The 17,720-nt window shown below is 70.3% G+C and carries 15 protein-coding genes; 14 read left to right on the forward strand and 1 reads right to left on the reverse strand.

Annotated elements, in window-relative coordinates:
- The first annotated feature begins 12 nt into the window (after positions 1 to 12).
- The 13 genes from rsmH (at position 13) to lpxC (ending at position 15,983) form a co-directional block, all read left to right on the forward strand.
- Positions 13 to 1,044 carry a 16S rRNA (cytosine(1402)-N(4))-methyltransferase RsmH gene (gene rsmH, locus CQ393_RS12800; RefSeq protein ID WP_343199963.1) on the forward strand — a complete coding sequence of 344 codons (1,032 nt, stop codon included), beginning with the start codon at positions 13 to 15 and terminating at the stop codon, positions 1,042 to 1,044.
- Positions 1,041 to 1,304, forward strand: coding sequence for a cell division protein FtsL (gene ftsL, locus CQ393_RS12805; RefSeq protein WP_054667605.1), 264 nt, complete (start codon positions 1,041 to 1,043; stop codon positions 1,302 to 1,304). The genes rsmH and ftsL overlap by 4 nt, the downstream gene beginning before the upstream one ends.
- Positions 1,301 to 3,160 (forward strand): penicillin-binding protein 2, encoded by a 1,860-nt coding sequence (locus CQ393_RS12810; protein WP_153191943.1) that lies wholly within the window; start codon positions 1,301 to 1,303, stop codon positions 3,158 to 3,160. The genes ftsL and CQ393_RS12810 overlap by 4 nt, the downstream gene beginning before the upstream one ends.
- Positions 3,157 to 4,644, forward strand: coding sequence for a UDP-N-acetylmuramoyl-L-alanyl-D-glutamate--2,6-diaminopimelate ligase (locus CQ393_RS12815; RefSeq protein ID WP_343199960.1), 1,488 nt, complete (start codon positions 3,157 to 3,159; stop codon positions 4,642 to 4,644). The genes CQ393_RS12810 and CQ393_RS12815 overlap by 4 nt, the downstream gene beginning before the upstream one ends.
- Entirely contained in the window at positions 4,641 to 6,080 is a 1,440-nt protein-coding gene (murF, locus tag CQ393_RS12820) for a UDP-N-acetylmuramoyl-tripeptide--D-alanyl-D-alanine ligase (RefSeq protein WP_153191944.1), read from the forward strand. The genes CQ393_RS12815 and murF overlap by 4 nt, the downstream gene beginning before the upstream one ends.
- Entirely contained in the window at positions 6,070 to 7,155 is a 1,086-nt protein-coding gene (gene mraY, locus CQ393_RS12825; RefSeq protein ID WP_057640648.1) for a phospho-N-acetylmuramoyl-pentapeptide-transferase, read from the forward strand. Before murF ends, mraY begins: the two co-directional genes overlap by 11 nt.
- Positions 7,155 to 8,462 (forward strand): putative lipid II flippase FtsW, encoded by a 1,308-nt coding sequence (gene ftsW, locus CQ393_RS12830; RefSeq protein WP_153191945.1) that lies wholly within the window; start codon positions 7,155 to 7,157, stop codon positions 8,460 to 8,462. The genes mraY and ftsW overlap by 1 nt, the downstream gene beginning before the upstream one ends.
- A gap of 89 nt (positions 8,463 to 8,551) precedes the next feature.
- Entirely contained in the window at positions 8,552 to 9,772 is a 1,221-nt protein-coding gene (murG, locus tag CQ393_RS12835) for an undecaprenyldiphospho-muramoylpentapeptide beta-N-acetylglucosaminyltransferase (RefSeq protein WP_228114524.1), read from the forward strand.
- Positions 9,769 to 11,205 (forward strand): UDP-N-acetylmuramate--L-alanine ligase, encoded by a 1,437-nt coding sequence (gene murC / locus CQ393_RS12840; protein ID WP_153191946.1) that lies wholly within the window; start codon positions 9,769 to 9,771, stop codon positions 11,203 to 11,205. The genes murG and murC overlap by 4 nt, the downstream gene beginning before the upstream one ends.
- Positions 11,206 to 11,305: 100 nt before the next feature.
- Positions 11,306 to 12,034, forward strand: a complete 729-nt coding sequence (locus tag CQ393_RS12845; RefSeq protein WP_153191947.1) for a cell division protein FtsQ/DivIB — start codon at positions 11,306 to 11,308, stop codon at positions 12,032 to 12,034.
- On the forward strand, positions 12,031 to 13,266 hold the full coding sequence (gene ftsA, locus CQ393_RS12850) for a cell division protein FtsA (protein ID WP_054667596.1): 1,236 nt from the start codon (positions 12,031 to 12,033) through the stop codon (positions 13,264 to 13,266). The genes CQ393_RS12845 and ftsA overlap by 4 nt, the downstream gene beginning before the upstream one ends.
- A 176-nt stretch (positions 13,267 to 13,442) precedes the next feature.
- On the forward strand, positions 13,443 to 14,672 hold the full coding sequence (gene ftsZ / locus CQ393_RS12855; RefSeq protein ID WP_153191948.1) for a cell division protein FtsZ: 1,230 nt from the start codon (positions 13,443 to 13,445) through the stop codon (positions 14,670 to 14,672).
- Between the two features lie 399 nt (positions 14,673 to 15,071).
- Positions 15,072 to 15,983: a UDP-3-O-acyl-N-acetylglucosamine deacetylase gene (gene lpxC / locus CQ393_RS12860; RefSeq protein WP_153191949.1), complete on the forward strand. Its 912-nt coding sequence runs from the start codon at positions 15,072 to 15,074 to the stop codon at positions 15,981 to 15,983.
- 181 nt (positions 15,984 to 16,164) lie between these two features.
- Here lpxC and CQ393_RS12865 read toward each other — a convergent pair whose 3' ends face one another.
- Positions 16,165 to 16,602 carry a DciA family protein gene (locus tag CQ393_RS12865; RefSeq protein ID WP_153191950.1) on the reverse strand — a complete coding sequence of 146 codons (438 nt, stop codon included), beginning with the start codon at positions 16,600 to 16,602 and terminating at the stop codon, positions 16,165 to 16,167.
- 12 nt (positions 16,603 to 16,614) lie between these two features.
- Here CQ393_RS12865 and CQ393_RS12870 point away from each other — a divergent pair, with 12 nt between their 5' ends.
- Positions 16,615 to 17,565 (forward strand): M23 family metallopeptidase, encoded by a 951-nt coding sequence (locus CQ393_RS12870; RefSeq protein ID WP_153191951.1) that lies wholly within the window; start codon positions 16,615 to 16,617, stop codon positions 17,563 to 17,565.
- The last annotated feature ends 155 nt before the right edge of the window (positions 17,566 to 17,720 follow it).

The following is a 17,720-nucleotide window of genomic DNA, read 5'->3' on the forward strand; positions in this document are numbered from 1 at the left end:
CGGGGTGCCCGGGTGCGCGGTCAAGCGCAGGCCGGTCACCCTCCGGTGTCGCAGCCGCCGGCGGCTCACCTGCCGGTGCTGTACGCCCAGGTCCTTGACGGCCTGAGGGTGATCGAAAACGGAACGTATCTGGACGGCACGTTCGGCCGCGGCGGCCACGCCGGCGGCGTGCTGCGCCAGCTCGGCGCGGACGGCCGCCTGCTGGTGATGGACAAGGACCCGGAAGCCATCGCCGTGGCGCAGCGCGACTTCGCGCCCGATGGCCGCGTGTCCATCTACCGCGGCAGCTTCGCCGACCTGCTGGACTGGCGCGAAACCGCCGCCGGCCTGGACGGCGTGCTGTTCGACCTGGGCGTGTCCTCGCCGCAGCTGGACGTGGCCGAGCGCGGTTTCAGCTTCGGCAAGGACGGTCCGCTGGACATGCGCATGGACCCGGATTCGGGCGAAAGCGCGGCGCAGTGGCTCAACCGCGCCGAGGAGCGCGAGATCGCCGACGTACTGTGGACCTACGGCGAGGAGCGCCAGAGCCGCCGCATCGCCCGCGCCATCGTGGCACGTCGTGCGAACCAGCCGTTTTCCCGCACCGCCGAACTGGCCGAGCTGATCGCCTCGGTGATGCCGCGCGGGAAAGACAAGATCCACCCGGCCACGCGCAGCTTCCAGGCCATCCGCATCCACATCAACCGCGAACTGGCCGACCTCGAGGCCGGGCTGGACGCGGCGATGGCGCGTCTGAAGCCCGGTGGCCGGCTGGCGGTCATCAGCTTCCACTCGCTGGAAGACCGCATCGTCAAGCAGTTCATGAACCGCCATGCCAAGGCGCCGCCGAGCAACCGCCGGCTGCCGGAAGTGCAGGCCTTCGTGCCGACGCTGGACCTGGTCGGCGGCGCCATCAAGGCCGAGGACGACGAACTGGCGGTCAATCCGCGTTCGCGCAGCGCGGTGCTGCGGGTGGCCGAGAAGCGGGGAAGCGGGAACGGGGAGGCGGGAGTGAAGCTATCCCGCGATCCGTCATTCTCCGCCTCCACGAGGGGCACCCCATGAGCCGCCTGCTGCTGGTGGTGCTGCTGGCCTGCACGATCGCTTCGGCGATCGGCGTGGTGTTCATGCGCCACCGCCATCGCCAGCTGTTCGTCGAGCTGTCGCGGCTGGAGCACGCGCGCGACGAACTGAACATCGAATTCGGCCGGCTGCAGCTGGAACAGGCCACGCTGGCCCAGGCCACGCGCGTGGACCAGGAAGCGCGCGGCCGCCTGGGCATGAAGTTCCCGGAAGCCGGCGACATCGTGGTGGTGCGGCCATGAATGCGCCCCGCCGCAACCGCAACCGCAGCCAGTTCAACCTGCGCAACCGCATGCTGATGGTCGGCGCGGGCCTGGGCCTGTGCGCGGTGACCCTGGTCGGCCGCGCCGCCTACGTGCAGCTGGTCAACAGCGATTTCTACCAGCGCCAGGGCGAGGCGCGCTACCTGCGCGAAGTGCCCATCGCCACCTCCCGCGGCATGATCACCGACCGCAACGGCGAACCGGTGGCCGTGTCCACGCCGGTGGCCTCGATCTGGGTCAACCCGCAGGAACTGCTGCGCGCGCCCGGGCGCATTCCCGAACTGGCGCAGGCGCTGTCGCTGCCGGTGGACGAGCTGACCGCCAAGCTGACGCAGAAGGCCGACAAGGAGTTCATGTACCTGCGCCGGCGCATGAACCCGGACGTGGCCGAGCAGATCGTCGGACTGAAGATTCCCGGCGTGTTCGCGCAGCGCGAGTTCCGTCGCTATTACCCGCAGGGCGAGGCGATGGCGCACGTGCTGGGCTTCACCAACATCGATGACCACGGCCAGGAAGGCCTGGAGCTGGCCTTCGACGAATGGCTGCGCGGCAAGCCCGGCGCCAAGAAGGTGATCCGCGACCGCAAGGGCGCGATCGTGGAGAGCATCGACCTGGTGCGTCCGGCCGAACCGGGCAAGGACCTGACCCTGAGCGTCGACCGTCGCATCCAGTTCCTGGCCATGCGCGAGCTGCGCAACGCGGTGGTCGAGAACAAGGCCGCCGGCGGTTCGGTGGTGATCATGGACGTAGCCACCGGCGAGATCCTGGCCATGGCCAACCTGCCGACCTACAACCCGAACGCGATCAGCGGCGCCACCCCGGACACGCGCCGCAACCGCGCCGTGACCGACCTGGTCGAGCCGGGCTCGACGATGAAGCCGTTGACCATCGCCACCGCGCTGCAGAACCACGTGGTCACCCCGGATACCGTCATCGACACCAATCCCGGCTACCTGACGCTGGGCCGCTACACCATCCGCGACGTGCCGCGGAACAACGGCGTGCTCGACGTCACCGGCGTGATCACCCGCAGCTCCAACATCGGCGCGGCCAAGATCGTGGCGCGCCTGCCGGACCAGACCTTCTACAACTCGGTGCGCGCCTTCGGCTATGGCGTCGCCCCGCACAGCGGCTTCCCGGGCGAATCGGTGGGCGTGGTGCCGTCGCCGGGCAGCCCGGGCTGGTACGGCACCACCAAGACCACCATGTCCTACGGCTACGGCCTGTCGGTGACGCCGCTGCAGATCGCGCAGGCGTACTCGGCGCTGGCCAACGGCGGGCGCGTGATCCAGCCGACCTTCGTCAAGGGCCAGCACAACGAGGCGCGCCAGGTCATCGACCCGGCGGTCGCGCGGGAAGTGGTGCGCATGATGGAGACGGTGGTGACCCAGGGCGGCGCCAAGCAGGCGGCGATCCTGGGCTACCACGTCGCCGGCAAGACCGGCACCGCGCGCAAGAACGGTCCCAGCGGCTACGAGCGCGGCCACTACAACCTGCTGTTCGCCGGCGTGGTGCCGGCCACCAACCCGCGTTTCGCCGCGGTGATCGTGGTCAACGATCCGCGCGGCGCGCTGCAGTACGGCGGCCTGGTGTCCGCGCCGGTGTTCCACCACGTGATGGAAGGCACCCTGCGGCTGATGGACGTGCCGCCGGACGACATCCAGTCGTGGCTGGCAGCGCAGGCGGCCGGCAAGGTCGGCGGCAACCCGGTCAACAACCCCGCGGTGCTGCCGGTGCCGCAGGACCCGGCCGAGCCCAACATCGACGCCGAATTCGACGCCGCCATGCCGACCGCCATCGCGCCGCAGCCGGCCGCGCCGGAGGTGCGCCAGTGAGCCGCACGATGCAACTGTCGCAGCTGCTGCCGGACGTGGCGCTTGCGCACGATCCGCAGATCGCCGGGCTGGTGCTGGATTCACGCCAGGTGCGCCCGGGCGATGCCTTCGTCGCCATCGCCGGTTTCGGCGCGCACGGGCTGGGCTTCGTCGAACAGGCAAGGGCAGCCGGCGCCAGCGCCATCCTGTTCGAGCCGCCGGCCCCGGCGCAGCTGCCGGCGCCGGCCGATGCCATCGCCGTGCCCGGCCTGCGCCAGCGCATGGGTGCGATGGCCGACCGCTTCCACGGCCACCCCTCGCGCGCGATGACGATGGTCGGCGTGACCGGCACCAACGGCAAGACCTCGACCGTGCAGCTGCTGGCCCAGGCCTGGCACCTGCTAGGCATCCGCAGCGGCAGCATCGGCACGCTGGGCGTCGGTCTGTACGGCGACGTGGTGCCGACCGGCTTCACCACGCCGCTGGTGCTGCAGATGCATGAAGTGCTGGCGCAGCTGCGCGATGCGGGCGCGCAGGCGGTGGCGATGGAAGTCAGCTCGCATGCGCTGGACCAGGGCCGCGTGGATGCCGTGCACTACGACGTGGCGGTGTTCACCAATCTCACCCGCGACCATCTGGACTACCACGGCGACATGGCCAGCTACGGCGCGGCCAAGGCGCGCCTGTTCCACCGCGACGGCCTGAAGGCGGCGGTGGTCAACCTGGACGACGCGTTCGGCCGCGAACTGATCGGCACCCTGGCCGCGGACGTGCAGGCGATCGGCCTGAGCTCGACCGGACAGGCCGGCGCCGCGGTGCGTGCCGATGCGCTGGTACTGGACGGGCAGGGCATCGGCTTCGACCTGGTGATCGGCGACGAACGCCACCCGCTGCGCTCGCCGCTGCTGGGCCGCTTCAACGTCGACAACCTGCTGGCCGTGGCCGGCGCACTGCATGCGCTGGGCCAGCCGGCGCCGGCCATCGCCGAGGCGCTGGGCCGACTGCAGCCGATCCGCGGCCGCATGAACCGCCTCGGCGGCCAGGGCGAGCCGACCGTGGTGATCGATTACGCGCACACCCCCGACGCGCTGGAGCAGGCGCTGCGCAGCCTGCACGGCCATCTCGACGGGCGCCTGCTGTGCGTGTTCGGCTGCGGCGGCGAACGCGACACCGGCAAGCGCCCGCAGATGGCCGCCATCGCCGAGAAACATGCCGACGTGGTGTTCGTCACCGACGACAACCCGCGCGGTGAGGATGGCGACACGATCGTCGCCGACATCATGGCCGGCTTCGCCGAGCCGTCGCGGGTGAACGTGCAGCGCGACCGCGCGCGCGCCATCGGCGCGGCCGTCGCGCAGGCCGGCCCCGGCGACATCGTGCTGGTCGCCGGCAAGGGCCACGAGCCTTACCAGGAGATCGCAGGCATCAGGCACCCCTTCGACGACACCGACGTGGCCTCGCGCGCGCTGCAGGCACGCGCGGCGAATGGAAAGGTGACCGCATGAAGCGCACTCCGCTGTCGCTGATCGCGCACTGGGCCGGTGGCCAGATCCACGGCGACGACGTGGCCATCGACGCCATCGGCAACGATACCCGCACGCTGGCGCCCGGCAGCCTGTACGTGGCCCTGCGCGGCGAGCGCTTCGACGGCCACGACTTCGCCGCCGGCGCGGTGGAGAACGGCGCCAGCGCGCTGCTGGTGGAGCGACTGCTGCCGCTGGACGTGCCGCAGGTGGTGGTCGCCGACGCCGAACGGGCGCTGGCCAGGATCGCCACCGCCATGCAGCAGGGCCGCGCCACGCGCGTGTTCGCCATCACCGGCAGCAACGGCAAGACCAGCGTCAAGACGCTGCTGCTGGCGATCCTGCAGCACGTGGCGGTGGTCGAGGGTCGCCAGGTCTACGCCACGCCGGGCAACCGCAACAACGAGATCGGCATGCCGCTGGCGGTGATCGACGCGCCGGAAGACGCCGACTTCGCCATCTACGAAATGGGCACCGGCAAGCCGGGCGACATCGCCTACCTGACCGCCATCGCCGCGCCGGACGTGGCGCTGGTCAACAACGTCGCGCCGGCGCACCTGGAGCGCATGGGCAGCCTGCTGGAGATCGCCAACACCAAGGCGGCGGTCTACGACGACCTGCGCGAAGGCGGCGTGGCGGTGGTCAACGCCGACGACGCGTTCGCGCCGTACTTCGCCGCGCGCGCCGGTTCCCACCGCGTGATCCGCTTCGGCCTGGAAGCCAGCGCCGAGGTCACCGCCACCGGCATCGCGCTGGCCGAAGCCGGCTCGCGCTTCCAACTGGGTACGCCGCAGGGCGAGGCCGAGGTGGCGCTGCAGCTGCCCGGCCGCCACAACGTGCTCAACGCGCTGGCCGCCGCATCGCTGGCGCTGGCCGCCGGTATCGCATTGCCGCGGGTCGCCGAGGGCCTGGCGCAGGCGCGCCCGGTCGCCGGCCGCCAGGTCGCGCACGTGCTGCCCAGCGGTGCGGTGCTGGTCGACGACAGCTACAACGCCAATCCGGGTTCGCTGGCCGCGGCGATCGCCGCGCTGGCCGCGGGCAAGGAGGAAGGCTGGCTGGTGCTGGGCGACATGCGCGAGCTCGGTCCCGACGCGCAGGCGCTGCATGCGCAGGCCGGCGTGCGTGCGCGCGAGGCCGGCCTGAAGCGCCTTTACACGCTGGGGCCGCTGAGCCAGGCCGCGGCACAGGCCTTCGGCGAAGGCGCGCGGCACTTCGAATCGCATGCCGCCCTGGCCGCGGCGTTGATGGCCGATCTCTCCGCCGTGGGCGCGGCCGCGCCGTCGCCCGAGAACGGCCAATCCCCAATCCCCGTTCCCCGTTCCCCGCGCGTCCTGGTCAAGGGCTCGCGCGGCAGCGCCATGGACAAGATCGTGACCGCGCTGCTCAAGCGCGGCGAGGACACACCGCATGTTGCTTGAACTGGCCCGTTGGTTGCAGCAGCTGGACGACCTGTTCCGGCTGTTCAACTACCTCACCTTCCGCGGCATCCTCGCGGCGCTGACCGCGCTGGGCCTGTCGCTGTGGCTGGGGCCGGCCGCGATCCGCCGCCTGGCCCAGCTCAAGGGCGGCCAGCCGATCCGCAAGGACGGCCCGCAGTCGCACTTCTCCAAGGCCGGCACCCCGACCATGGGCGGCGGCCTGATCCTGCTGTCGGTGCTGATGGCGGTGCTGCTGTGGGGCGACCTGCGCAACCGCTATGTGTGGCTGGTGATGGCGGTGATGCTGTGCTTCGGCGCCATCGGCTGGTACGACGACTGGATCAAGATCGCAAAACGCGACCCCAACGGCCTGAAGTCGCGCTGGAAGTACCTGCTGCAGTCGATCTTCGGCCTCGGCGCCGGCCTGTTCCTGTTCTATACCGCCGACGTGCCGGCGGCGCTGACCCTGTACATCCCGATGTTCAAGGCCATCGCGCTGCCGCTGGCCGGGATCAGCTTCGTGGCCATCGCCTACTTCTGGATCGTCGGCTTCTCCAACGCGGTCAACCTGACCGACGGCCTGGACGGCCTGGCGATCATGCCGACCGTGCTGGTCGCCTGCGCGCTGGGCGTGTTCGCCTACGCCTCGGGCAACGCGGTGTTCTCCAGCTACCTGCAGATCCCGCAGATTCCCGGCGCGGGCGAACTGGTCATCATCTGCGCGGCGATCGCCGGCGCCGGCCTGGGCTTTCTGTGGTTCAACACCTACCCGGCGATGGTGTTCATGGGCGACGTCGGCGCGCTGGCGTTGGGCGCGGTGCTGGGCACCATCGCGGTGATCGTGCGCCAGGAACTGGTGCTGGTGGTGATGGGCGGCGTGTTCGTGATCGAGACGCTGTCGGTGATGATCCAGGTGGCCAGCTTCAAGCTGACCGGCAAGCGCGTGTTCCGCATGGCGCCGATCCACCACCACTTCGAACTCAAGGGCTGGCCCGAGCCGCGGGTGATCGTGCGTTTCTGGATCATCTCGGTGGTGCTGGTGCTGATCGGCCTGGCGACGCTGAAGGTGCGCTGATGGACGAGACCGCGCGCCAGGCAACCCGGCTCGAAGCGATCGGCGGCCACTACGACAAGTGGCTGCTGGGCGCGGCCGTGGCGCTGGCGTCGCTGGGCATCGTGATGGTGGCGTCCAGCTCCATCGCGCTGACCCAGAGCCCGTTCTACTACCTGACCCGCCACCTGGTGTTCATCGGCATCGGCCTGGCGCTGGCGGCGGTGGCCATGCGCGTGGAACTGCGCGAGGTCGAGAAGTACAACCACCTGCTGCTGCTGGGCTGCTTCGCGCTGCTGGTGGTGGTGTTCGTGCCCGGCCTGGGCAGCACCGTCAACGGCGCGCGCCGCTGGATCAACCTGGGCGTGGCCAAGTTCCAGACGGTCGAAGCGGTGAAGGTGCTGTACATCGTCTGGCTGTCCAGCTACCTGGTGCGCTTCCGCGACGAGGTCAACGCCACCTGGCAGGCGATGCTCAAGCCGGTGGGCGTGGTCGGCGTACTGGTCGTCCTGTTGCTGCTGCAGCCGGACTTCGGTTCGTCGATGCTGCTGCTGGGCATCACCACCTGCATGCTGGTGCTGGGCGGCGCGCAGCTCAAGCGCATCATCCTGCCGGTGCTGCTGATGCTGCCGGCGCTGGTGCTGCTGGTGATCTTCGAGCCGTACCGCATGCGCCGCGTCACCTCGTTCATGGACCCGTGGGAAGACCAGCTGGGCTCGGGCTACCAGCTGTCCAACGCGCTGATGGCGATCGGCCGCGGCGAATGGACCGGCGTGGGCCTGGGCGCATCGATCCAGAAGCTCAACTACCTGCCCGAGTCGCATACCGACTTCATCTTCTCGGTGATCGCCGAGGAGCTGGGTTTCGCCGGCGTGTGCACCATCATCGCGCTGTATGCGCTGCTGGTCGGGCGCGCGTTCTGGCTGGGCATGCGCTGCATCGAGATGCGCCGCCATTTCTCCGGCTACATCGCCTTCGGCGTCGGCCTGTGGATCGGCCTGCAGACCTTCGTCTCGATCGGCGTGAACCTGGGCATGCTGCCGACCAAGGGGCTGACCCTGCCGCTGATTTCCTCGGGCGGCTCCAGCGTGATGATGACCTGCGTGGCGATCGGCGTGCTGCTGCGCGTGTCGTGGGAATACAACCGCGCGGTGCGCCGCCAGGAAGTGCGCGAGGACGCCGACGTGGCCGATGCGCCGGCCGTCGATGCGGCGCAGCCGGTCGAGCCGGCCACCGCCACCGCGATCGCCGCGGCCATGCGGACCGGCGCCGCGCGCGGCACCAGCCGCATGCAGCAGCGGGTCGAGCCCACCTTCGGGAGGATCGCATGATGGCGACTCCCTCGCAGAAGCCGGTACATCCCCACGCTGGGACGCAACAGGAAAGCGCCGCCAGGCCGGACGGCGACGCGCGCCCGGTGCTGATCATGGCCGGCGGCACCGGCGGCCACATCTTCCCGGGGCTGGCGGTGGCCAGGGTGCTGCGCGCGCGTGGCATCCCGGTGACCTGGCTCGGCGCCGACGGCGCGATGGAAACCCGGCTGGTGCCGCAGCACGGCATCCACATCGACACGCTGGCCATCTCCGGACTGCGCGGCAAGGGCAAGCTGGCGTTGCTGGGCGCGCCGCTGCGGGTGCTGCGCGCGATCCGCGCGGCCGGCTTCATCCTGCGCGAGCGCAACCCGCGCGCGGTGGTGGCCTTCGGCGGCTTCGCCTCCGGTCCCGGTGGCATGGCCGCGCGCCTGCACGGTTTCCCGCTGCTGGTGCACGAACAGAACCGCGCCCCGGGCATGACCAACCGCATCCTGTCGCACTTCGCGCGGCGCCTGCTGACCGGTTTCCCGGGCAGCTTCGCCGACGCCCGCGAAGAGGCGGTCGGCAACCCGGTGCGCGCCGAGATCGCCGCGCTGCCGGCGCCGGAACAGCGCCTGGCCGGCCGCGATGGCCCGATGCGGCTGCTGGTGCTGGGCGGCAGCCAGGGCGCACGCGCGCTCAACAACGCCGTGCCCCGGGCGCTGGCCGCGCTGGGCGGCGGCGTCGCCATCGAGGTCTGGCACCAGTGCGGCGAGAAGCTGCAGGACGAAGCGCGGCAGGCCTACCGCGAGGCCGGCGTCGAAGGCCGCGTCGACGCCTTCATCCAGGACATGGCCGCGGCCTATGCCTGGGCCGATCTGGTGGTATGTCGCTCCGGCGCCTCCACCCTGGCCGAACTGTGCGCGGTGGGCATCGGCAGCGTGCTGGTGCCGTTCGCCGCGGCGGTGGACGACCACCAGACCCGCAACGCCGACTACTTGGTCGAGCGCGGCGCCGCCGAACTGCTCAGGCAGGACGACGCGCTGGCCACCAACCTGGAAGGCGTGCTGCGCGCGCTCGCCCACGCTCCGGCCCGACGCATGCAGATGGCGCAGGCCGCGCGTGCGCTGGCCAGGGTCGATGCGGCCGAACGCATCGCCGACATCATCCTGGAAGAAGCGGGGAACGGGGAATCGGGAACCGGGAACGGCCGCAGACAGGACAACCAGCAGGAACACACACCGATGCATCCACAAAAGGGCGTGAACCGGATTGCCGGCGGCGCGCAGCGTTCTCCCGTTTCCGTTCCCGGCTTCCCCGTTGCCGGCTCCAGCGGAGACCGCGCATGATCCGTCGCCTCCACGACACCACCGACCTGGTCCGCGCCTTCCCGCGCGTGCATTTCGTCGGCATCGGCGGTACCGGCATGAGCGGCATCGCCGAGGTGATGCTGACCCTGGGCTACGAGGTCTCCGGCTCGGACAACGCCGACAACGCCGCCACCCGCCGCCTGGCGCGGCTGGGCGCGCGGGTGATGCGCGGGCACTCGGCCGCCAACGTGCTCGGCACCGACTGCGTGGTGGTGTCCAGCGCGATCCGCGAGGACAACCCCGAGCTGATGGAGGCGCGCAGCCAGCGCATCCCGATCATGCCGCGCGCGGCGATGCTGGCCGAGCTGATGCGCTTCCGCCGCGGCATCGCCGTGGCCGGCACGCACGGCAAGACCACCACCACCTCGCTGACCGCCGCGGTGCTCAGCGAAGGCGGGCTGGACCCGACCTTCGTGATCGGCGGGCAGCTGCTGGCCGCCGGCGCCAACGCCAAGCTCGGCGGCGGGCAGTGGCTGGTGGCCGAGGCCGACGAGAGCGACGGCAGCTTCCTGCGCCTGAACCCGCTGGTGGCGGTGATCACCAACATCGACGCCGACCACCTGGAGAACTACGGCAACGACTTCGCCCGCGTGCAGGAGGCGTTCGCCGAGTTCCTGCAGCGCCTGCCGTTCTACGGCCTGGCGGTGCTGTGCATCGACGATGCGGAAGTGGCCGCGCTGGCCACGCAGACCCCGCGCCACGTCATGACCTACGGCATGAACGGCAGCGCCGACGTGCGCGCCGAGGACGTGGAACAGGACGGCGCGCGCATGCGCTTCACCCTGCGCCTGCCCGAGGGCAGCAGCGTACCGGTGACGCTGGCGCTGCCCGGCCGCCACAACGTGCTCAACGCGCTGGCCGCCGCCGCCATCGGCTGGCAGCTGGGCGTGGCACCGGAAACGATCGCCGCCGCGCTGGAGAAGTTCGAAGGCGTGGGCCGCCGCTTCAACGATCTGGGCATCGTCACCACCGTCAAGGGCGCGAAGGTGCGGCTCATCGACGACTACGGCCACCATCCGCGCGAACTGGCCGCGGTGTTCGCCGCCGCCCGCGGCGGCTGGCCGAGCCAGCGGCTGGTGGTGGCGTTCCAGCCGCACCGCTACAGCCGCACCCGCGACCAGTTCGACGCGTTCGCCGCGGTGCTGTCGGAAGTGGACGCACTCGTGCTCAGCGAGGTCTACCCAGCCGGCGAGGCGCCGATCCCGGGTGCGGATTCGAAGTCGCTGGCGCGCGCGATCCGTGCGCGCGGCCGCAGCGAACCGGTCGTGGTCGGCCACGCCCACGACCTGGTGTCGGTGCTGCCGGACGTGCTGCGCGATGGCGACCTGCTGCTGATGATGGGCGCCGGCGACATCGGCCACGTCGCCCAGCAGATCGCCACCGGCGGCTTCCAGGAGGCGCGGGACGAATGACGGCCTGCCTGCTTCCGCTGGCGCGCACCGCGACCATGGCCGATGCCGGCCGTGGCGCGGCGCCGTGGTGCGGAGCCGGCCGGGCGCAGGGGAGGCGCGCATGAGCGCGCTGCTGCGCATCCTCGCCTGGCTGCTGGCCATCGCCCTGGTGGCGCTGCCGGTGGTGGCCGTGCTCAACGGCTGGGTCGGCGCTGAGCGCTGGCCGCTGGCCAAGCTGCGCGTGCACGGCGAGTTCAAGCGCGTGCCCGGCGAGGATCTGCGCAAGGCGCTGCTGCCGTATGCGCGCGCCGGCTACTTCGCGGTGAGGCTGCAGGACGCGCAGCACGCGGTGGAGCAGCTGCCGTGGGTGGAAAGCGCGCGGGTGCGCAAGCAGTGGCCGGACGTGCTGGAAGTCAGCGTGGTCGAGCACCGCCCGTTCGCGCGCTGGGGCAAGGACCGGCTGCTGTCCGAGCAGGGCCGCCTTTTCGCCACGCCGCACGGCCTGGAGGACGCGCCGCTGCCCGAGCTCGACGGCCCGGACAGCAAGACCGCCGAAGTGGTCGAGCTCTACAACGATTCGCGCGCGCTGTTCGCCCCGGTGGGCATGGACGTGCGCGCGCTGACGATGGACGCGCGCGGCAGCTGGTCGCTGGCGCTGGACAACGGTACCGAGGTCGTCGTCGGCCGCGACGACGCGCGCTCGCGGCTGGGCCGCTTCGTGCGCGTGCTGCCGCAGCTCACGCGCACCCAGGTGCCGATCGTGCGCGCCGACCTCCGCTACACCAACGGTTTCACGCTGAGCTGGGGAACCCCGCCGCCGGCAGCAAAGCAGACGCAGGACAGGACATGAATCGCAAGGGTGACAAATCGCTGATCGTCGGCCTCGACATCGGCACCTCCAAGGTGGTGGCGCTGGTGGGCGAGTACTCGCCGGGCAGCCCGATCGAGGTGATCGGCATCGGCTCGCACGAATCGCGCGGGCTCAAGCGCGGCGTGGTGGTGGACATCGAATCGACGGTGCAGTCGATCCAGCGCGCCATCGAGGAGGCCGAGCTGATGGCCGGCTGCGAGATCCGTTCGGTCTACGCCTCGATCTCCGGCAACCACGTGCAGTGCCGCAACTCACAGGGCATCACCCCGATCCGCGAGGGCGAGGTGACCTGGGGCGACCTGGACCGCGTGCTGGAAGCGGCCAAGGCGGTGGCGATCCCGGCCGACCAGAAGATCCTGCACGCGATCCCGCGCGAGTACGTGCTGGACGATTCGCAGGAAGGCATCCGCAACCCGGTCGGCATGACCGGCGTGCGCCTGGAGGTGCACGCGCACCTGGTGGTGTGCGCGCAGTCGGCCGCGGCCAACATCAGCAAGTGCGTGCAGCGCTGCGGCCTGCAGGTCGACGACCTGGTGCTGTCTTCGCTGGCCTCGTCGGTGGCGGTGCTGACCGCCGACGAGCGCGAGCTGGGCGTGGTGATGGTGGACATCGGCGCCGGCACCACCGACATCGCGGTGTTCGTGCAGGGCGCGATCTGCCACACCGCCTCGCTGCCGATCGCCGGCGACCACGTCACCAACGACATCGCGCACATGCTGCGCACGCCGACCCCGGAAGCCGAGCAGATCAAGGTGCGCTACGCCTGCGCGCTGGCGCAGCTGGCCACCGCCGAGGAAAGCATCCAGGTGCCGTCGGTCGGCGACCGCCCGCCGCGGCGCATGCCGCGCGCCTCGCTGGCGCAGGCGGTGCAGGGCCGCTACGAGGAAATCTTCGAGATGGTGCAGGCCGAACTGCGCCGCTCCGGCTTCGAGGAGATGGTGCGCGCCGGCATGGTGCTCACCGGCGGCGCCTCGAAGATGGAAGGCGTGGTCGAACTGGCCGAGGAAATGCTGCAGATGCCGGTGCGCGTGGGCATCCCGCAGCACGTCACCGGCCTGGGCGAGGTGGTGGGCAATCCGGTGCACGCCACCGGCGTCGGCCTGCTGCTGATGGGCAGCCAGATCGAGCATCCGCGGCGTCCGTCGCTGCCCACAGGGCGCGCCGGCACGCTGTTCAACAAATTGAAGAACTGGTTCCGCGGCGAATTCTGACGCGGGGCGGGTGGTGGCGCCGGTTCCGGCCGGCGGATTGAAGCAGAGCGGTATCTCCCGAGTGGCGTGGCCACGAAGGACTCCAACGACAACTGCCGCAACGGCGGCGCGGTACGGCAAGGGCAGGACGCCTGCGCGGCCACGCCAACGGAAGCGGTTATAACGAGGACATGGACATGGCACATTTCGAACTGATCGAGAAGATGGCACCCAACGCGGTGATCAAGGTGGTGGGCGTGGGCGGTGGCGGCGGCAACGCCGTGGCGCACATGGTCAACTCCAGCGTGGACGGCGTGGAATTCATCACCGCCAACACCGACTCGCAGGCCATCAAGAACTGCGGCGCCAAGCTGCAGTTGCAGCTGGGCACCAACGTCACCAAGGGCCTGGGCGCCGGCGCCAACCCGGAAGTCGGCCGCCAGGCCGCGCTGGAAGACCGCGAGCGCATCATGGACGCCCTGCAGGGCGCGGACATGGTGTTCATCACCGCCGGCATGGGCGGCGGCACCGGTACCGGCGCTGCGCCGGTGGTGGCGCAGCTGGCCAAGGAAATGGGCATCCTGACCGTGGCCGTGGTCACCAAGCCGTTCCCGTTCGAGGGCCGCCGCCGCATGCAGGTGGCGCTCAAGGGCATCGAGGAACTGAGCCAGCACGTCGATTCGCTGATCACCATCCCCAACGAGAAGCTGATCACCGTGCTCGGCCGCAACGCCACCATGGTGCAGGCCTTCCGCGCCGCCAACGACGTGCTGCAGGGCGCGGTGCAGGGCATCGCCGACCTGATCGTGCGCCCGGGCCTGATCAACGTCGACTTCGCCGACGTGCGCACCGTGATGTCGGAAATGGGCCTGGCGATGATGGGCACCGGCACCGCCCGCGGCGACGACCGCGCCCAGGCCGCCGCCGAGGCCGCCATCCAGAACCCGCTGCTGGACGACGTCAACCTGGCCGGCGCCAACGGCATCCTGGTCAACATCACCGCCGGCCCGGACTTCACCATGAGCGAGTTCGACGAGATCGGCCGCACCATCGACGGCTTCGCCTCCGAGGACGCCACCGTCGTGGTCGGCACCGTGCTTGATCCGGACATGCAGGACGAAGTGCGCGTGACCGTGGTCGCCACCGGCCTGAACCGCGCCGCCGCCAAGAATGCGCAGCGCCCGGGCGAGCGTGCGCCGATCAAGCTGGTGCGCAATGCCACCACCGGCCAGGCCGAGTTCGGCGGCGACTACGAGAGCCCGGCAGATGCCGTGGCCAAGGCCGTGGGCAGCTCGCTGGGCATGGGCCTGCGCCGCCCGAGTTCGGACACCGTAGCCGCTTCGGCCCCGGCGGCCGCGCCGGCCGCGGCGGAACTGCCGAGCGACTACCTGGACATCCCGGCGTTCCTCCGTCGTCAGGCCGACTGATGCCGTCCTTGGCGGAACAGTCTCCCCTGCGGACGGGCCGGCCTGGCCATCCAAGGCCAGGCGCTGCGCTGCGCGCGAAGCGATGCTTCGCAAGCGCGCAGCCCGCCCTGCGCCGCCAGGCCGACTGACCGGCCGGCCGCCGTTTCGCCGGTCGCCCTCGAACGAGGGGCTGGCGGCGGACGGCAGGCGGGAACGTCGTGAGTTGTTGTAGACGCCGGGGTTGTCCTCCCCGGTGGCGGCATCCATGTCCTTGCTGCCGGGCCAGGATCGGCCCGGCGGCATCTTCGCCTCCCCGGAGGAGGCGGAGCCGGCGCCACGCGCCAAGGCGGGATGTTGATGCGTGTTATTCTTGTTTGGCTATGGCCGCGCTCCGGGCGGGCCCCTCCTGAACCTATTTCGATGATCCAGCAGCGCACTCTCAAGAACACGATCCGCGCCACCGGCGTCGGCCTGCACAGCGGCGACAAGGTCTACATGACCCTGCGCCCGGCGCCGATCGACCATGGCATCGTGTTCCGCCGCGTGGACCTGGACCCGGTGGTGGAAGTGCCGGCGCGCGCCGACCTGGTCACCGAGGTGACCCTGTGCACCGGCCTGACCTGCGAAGGCGCCAAGATCCAGACCGTCGAACACCTGATGTCGGCCATGGCCGGCCTGGGCGTGGACAACGCCATCGTCGAGCTGTCCTCGGCCGAGCTGCCGATCATGGACGGTTCCTCCGGTCCGTTCGTGTTCCTGCTGCAGTCGGCCGGCATCGCCGAGCAGCCCGCGCCCAAGCGTTTCCTGCGCATCCTCAAGACCGTGGAAGTGCGCGACGGCGACAAGGTCGCCCGCTTCGAACCGCACGAAGGCTACCGGCTGGGCTTCACCATCCAGTTCGACCACCCGATGATCCCGGCCAAGCAGTCGCGCGTGGAGATCGATTTCTCCACCGCTGCCTACATCAAGGAAATCTCCCGCGCGCGCACCTTCGGCTTCATGCGCGACCTGGAGTATATGCGCGAGCGCAATCTCGGGCTGGGCGGCTCGATGGACAACGCCATCGTGCTGGACGAGTTCCGCGTGCTCAACGACGACGGTCTGCGCTACGCCGACGAGTTCGTGCGGCACAAGATCCTCGATGCGATCGGCGACCTGTACCTGGTCGGCGGCCCGGTGCTCGGCGCCTACGAAGGCTACAAATCCGGCCACGCGCTCAACAACAAACTGGTCCGCGCGCTGCTGGCCGACGCCAGCGCCTGGGAGTGGGCCAGCTTCGATTCCCCGGCCGCCGCCGACCCCATCACCTACGGGGCAGTCGCCTACGCCTGAATGGGCGGTTCGCGGATAGGCGTAGACAAAATGTGAATCCAGGCGCCACTTCGGCCTGAATTTAACCTTTTTTTAACAAAACACTAACTCCTGCACTGCAAGTCGCGGCTAGGATTCCTGCCGGCTTGGTGCTGGGAGTCCTTCGGGATGCCCGGACGCGGCGGAGGAACTCCCTCCGCATTCAGGAACGGGTGCCCTTCACATCCGCCAGACAAGCCAGGGCGTCGCGCAGGCCTTTATGCGTGGCGTCCGTTACTGCGTGAGTGCTGCGCTGGTCGTTGCGCACCGGGGAGGGTGCAGGCGCGGTTGCAGTCTTGACGGTCACCCGGGTGGCCGCCAGCCCGATGGATCGGGCCGCGTCGAGCAGTTGGCCCTCGGCAAGCCTGACCTTGGCATGCCAGACCGGCGACTCGACGAGAAAAACGAGGTGTTCGCCGTCCACATTGGCCAGCCGGCAACGGTTCGCCAGTGCAGGTGGCAGATGGGGGCGCAACTGCCGGTCCAGCGCGTCGAGCCAGAGGGCTCGCCGCAACGGATTTCCCGCTTTGTCCGCCATGACCGCTTCCAGCGCCTGCCTGGGCGCGGTGCGGGAACGAACGCTGGATTTCGGCTCAGACATAAGAATTCTTCGATGGCATTCAAAAAGATCGTAATCAAAACACGGGGGCAGCAGGCGAAAACGCCGTTGGCGCGCCTGCAGATGTTTTTCGAGGATAGGCCCAAGGCCCTGCTAGGCGCCGTGATGGGACTGGGCTGCCTGGTGGGCGTCGGGCTCACCCTGGGTACCGGCGCGGCGGGCGACGCGGCGCTGCGCGCCCAAGTCGAGCGCCAGCAGCGGGAGCTGGCCAAGGCGCAGGCCGACGCGCAGACCCAGGTCAACGCGCTGGCGGCGCGGCTGGGCGAGCTGCAGGCCCAGGCCACGCGGCTGAACGCGCTGGGCGAGCGCCTGACCCAGATGGGCAAGCTCGAGGACGGCGAGTTCGACTTCAACGAGACGCCGGGTATGGGTGACGGCGACGCCGGTCCGGCCGAGGACATCCCGCTGAGCGCGGTCAACAGCGACTTACAGGTGCTGGAGCAGCGCTTCGCTGCTTCAGGCCGCCAGCTGTCGGTGCTCGAGTCGCTGCTGTTCGACCACCAGCTGGAGCAGAACGCCGTGCCCTCGCGCATGCCGATCCGCAACAGCTACGTGACCTCCGGCTTCGGCACCCGCGCCGACCCGTTCGGCCGCGGTGCCGCGACCCACAAGGGCATGGACTTCCACGCCCGCGTCGGCGACCCGGTGATGGCGGTGGCCGAGGGCGTGGTCGCCTTCGCCGGGGTGAAGGGCGGCTACGGCAACGTCGTGGACATCGACCACGGCAACGGCTACGTCACCCGCTACGCGCACAACTCGCGCCTGAGCGTGCGCGAGGGCGACCTGGTCCGCGTCGGCCAGGAAGTGGCCAAGGCCGGCTCCACCGGCCGTTCCACCGGCGCCCACGTGCATTTCGAGGTGTGGCAGGAGGGCCGCGTGGTCAACCCGCGCAAGTTCCTCGGCGAGGGCGGCAACACGCCGGTCGGCCGCGTCGGGCGCGGTTGACGGTCCGCGACGGGCGCTTGAATCGCCAGGCGCCCGCCCCAAGCTACAATAGGCGTTGCCATCGACAGGGCGCATTGCGCCCTGTTTCGTTTGTGCCCGGCTGGTCCCGCTTGGGGTGGGGCCGCGCACGGCATTCCATTCAAACCGGTTCCTTC

This window comes from Stenotrophomonas sp. MYb238 (assembly GCF_009496535.1).
Lineage (GTDB): Bacteria > Pseudomonadota > Gammaproteobacteria > Xanthomonadales > Xanthomonadaceae > Stenotrophomonas.

Coding starts and splice junctions, on each gene's coding strand:
- ftsL (WP_054667605.1), top strand. CDS start 1,041: ATGAGCCGCCTGCTGCTGGTGGTGCTGCTGGCCTGCACGATCGCTTCG.
- CQ393_RS12810 (WP_153191943.1), top strand. CDS start 1,301: ATGAATGCGCCCCGCCGCAACCGCAACCGCAGCCAGTTCAACCTGCGC.
- murF (WP_153191944.1), top strand. CDS start 4,641: ATGAAGCGCACTCCGCTGTCGCTGATCGCGCACTGGGCCGGTGGCCAG.
- mraY (WP_057640648.1), top strand. CDS start 6,070: ATGTTGCTTGAACTGGCCCGTTGGTTGCAGCAGCTGGACGACCTGTTC.
- ftsW (WP_153191945.1), top strand. CDS start 7,155: ATGGACGAGACCGCGCGCCAGGCAACCCGGCTCGAAGCGATCGGCGGC.
- murC (WP_153191946.1), top strand. CDS start 9,769: ATGATCCGTCGCCTCCACGACACCACCGACCTGGTCCGCGCCTTCCCG.
- CQ393_RS12845 (WP_153191947.1), top strand. CDS start 11,306: ATGAGCGCGCTGCTGCGCATCCTCGCCTGGCTGCTGGCCATCGCCCTG.
- ftsA (WP_054667596.1), top strand. CDS start 12,031: ATGAATCGCAAGGGTGACAAATCGCTGATCGTCGGCCTCGACATCGGC.
- ftsZ (WP_153191948.1), top strand. CDS start 13,443: ATGGCACATTTCGAACTGATCGAGAAGATGGCACCCAACGCGGTGATC.
- lpxC (WP_153191949.1), top strand. CDS start 15,072: ATGATCCAGCAGCGCACTCTCAAGAACACGATCCGCGCCACCGGCGTC.
- CQ393_RS12865 (WP_153191950.1), bottom strand. CDS start 16,602: ATGTCTGAGCCGAAATCCAGCGTTCGTTCCCGCACCGCGCCCAGGCAG.
- CQ393_RS12870 (WP_153191951.1), top strand. CDS start 16,615: ATGGCATTCAAAAAGATCGTAATCAAAACACGGGGGCAGCAGGCGAAA.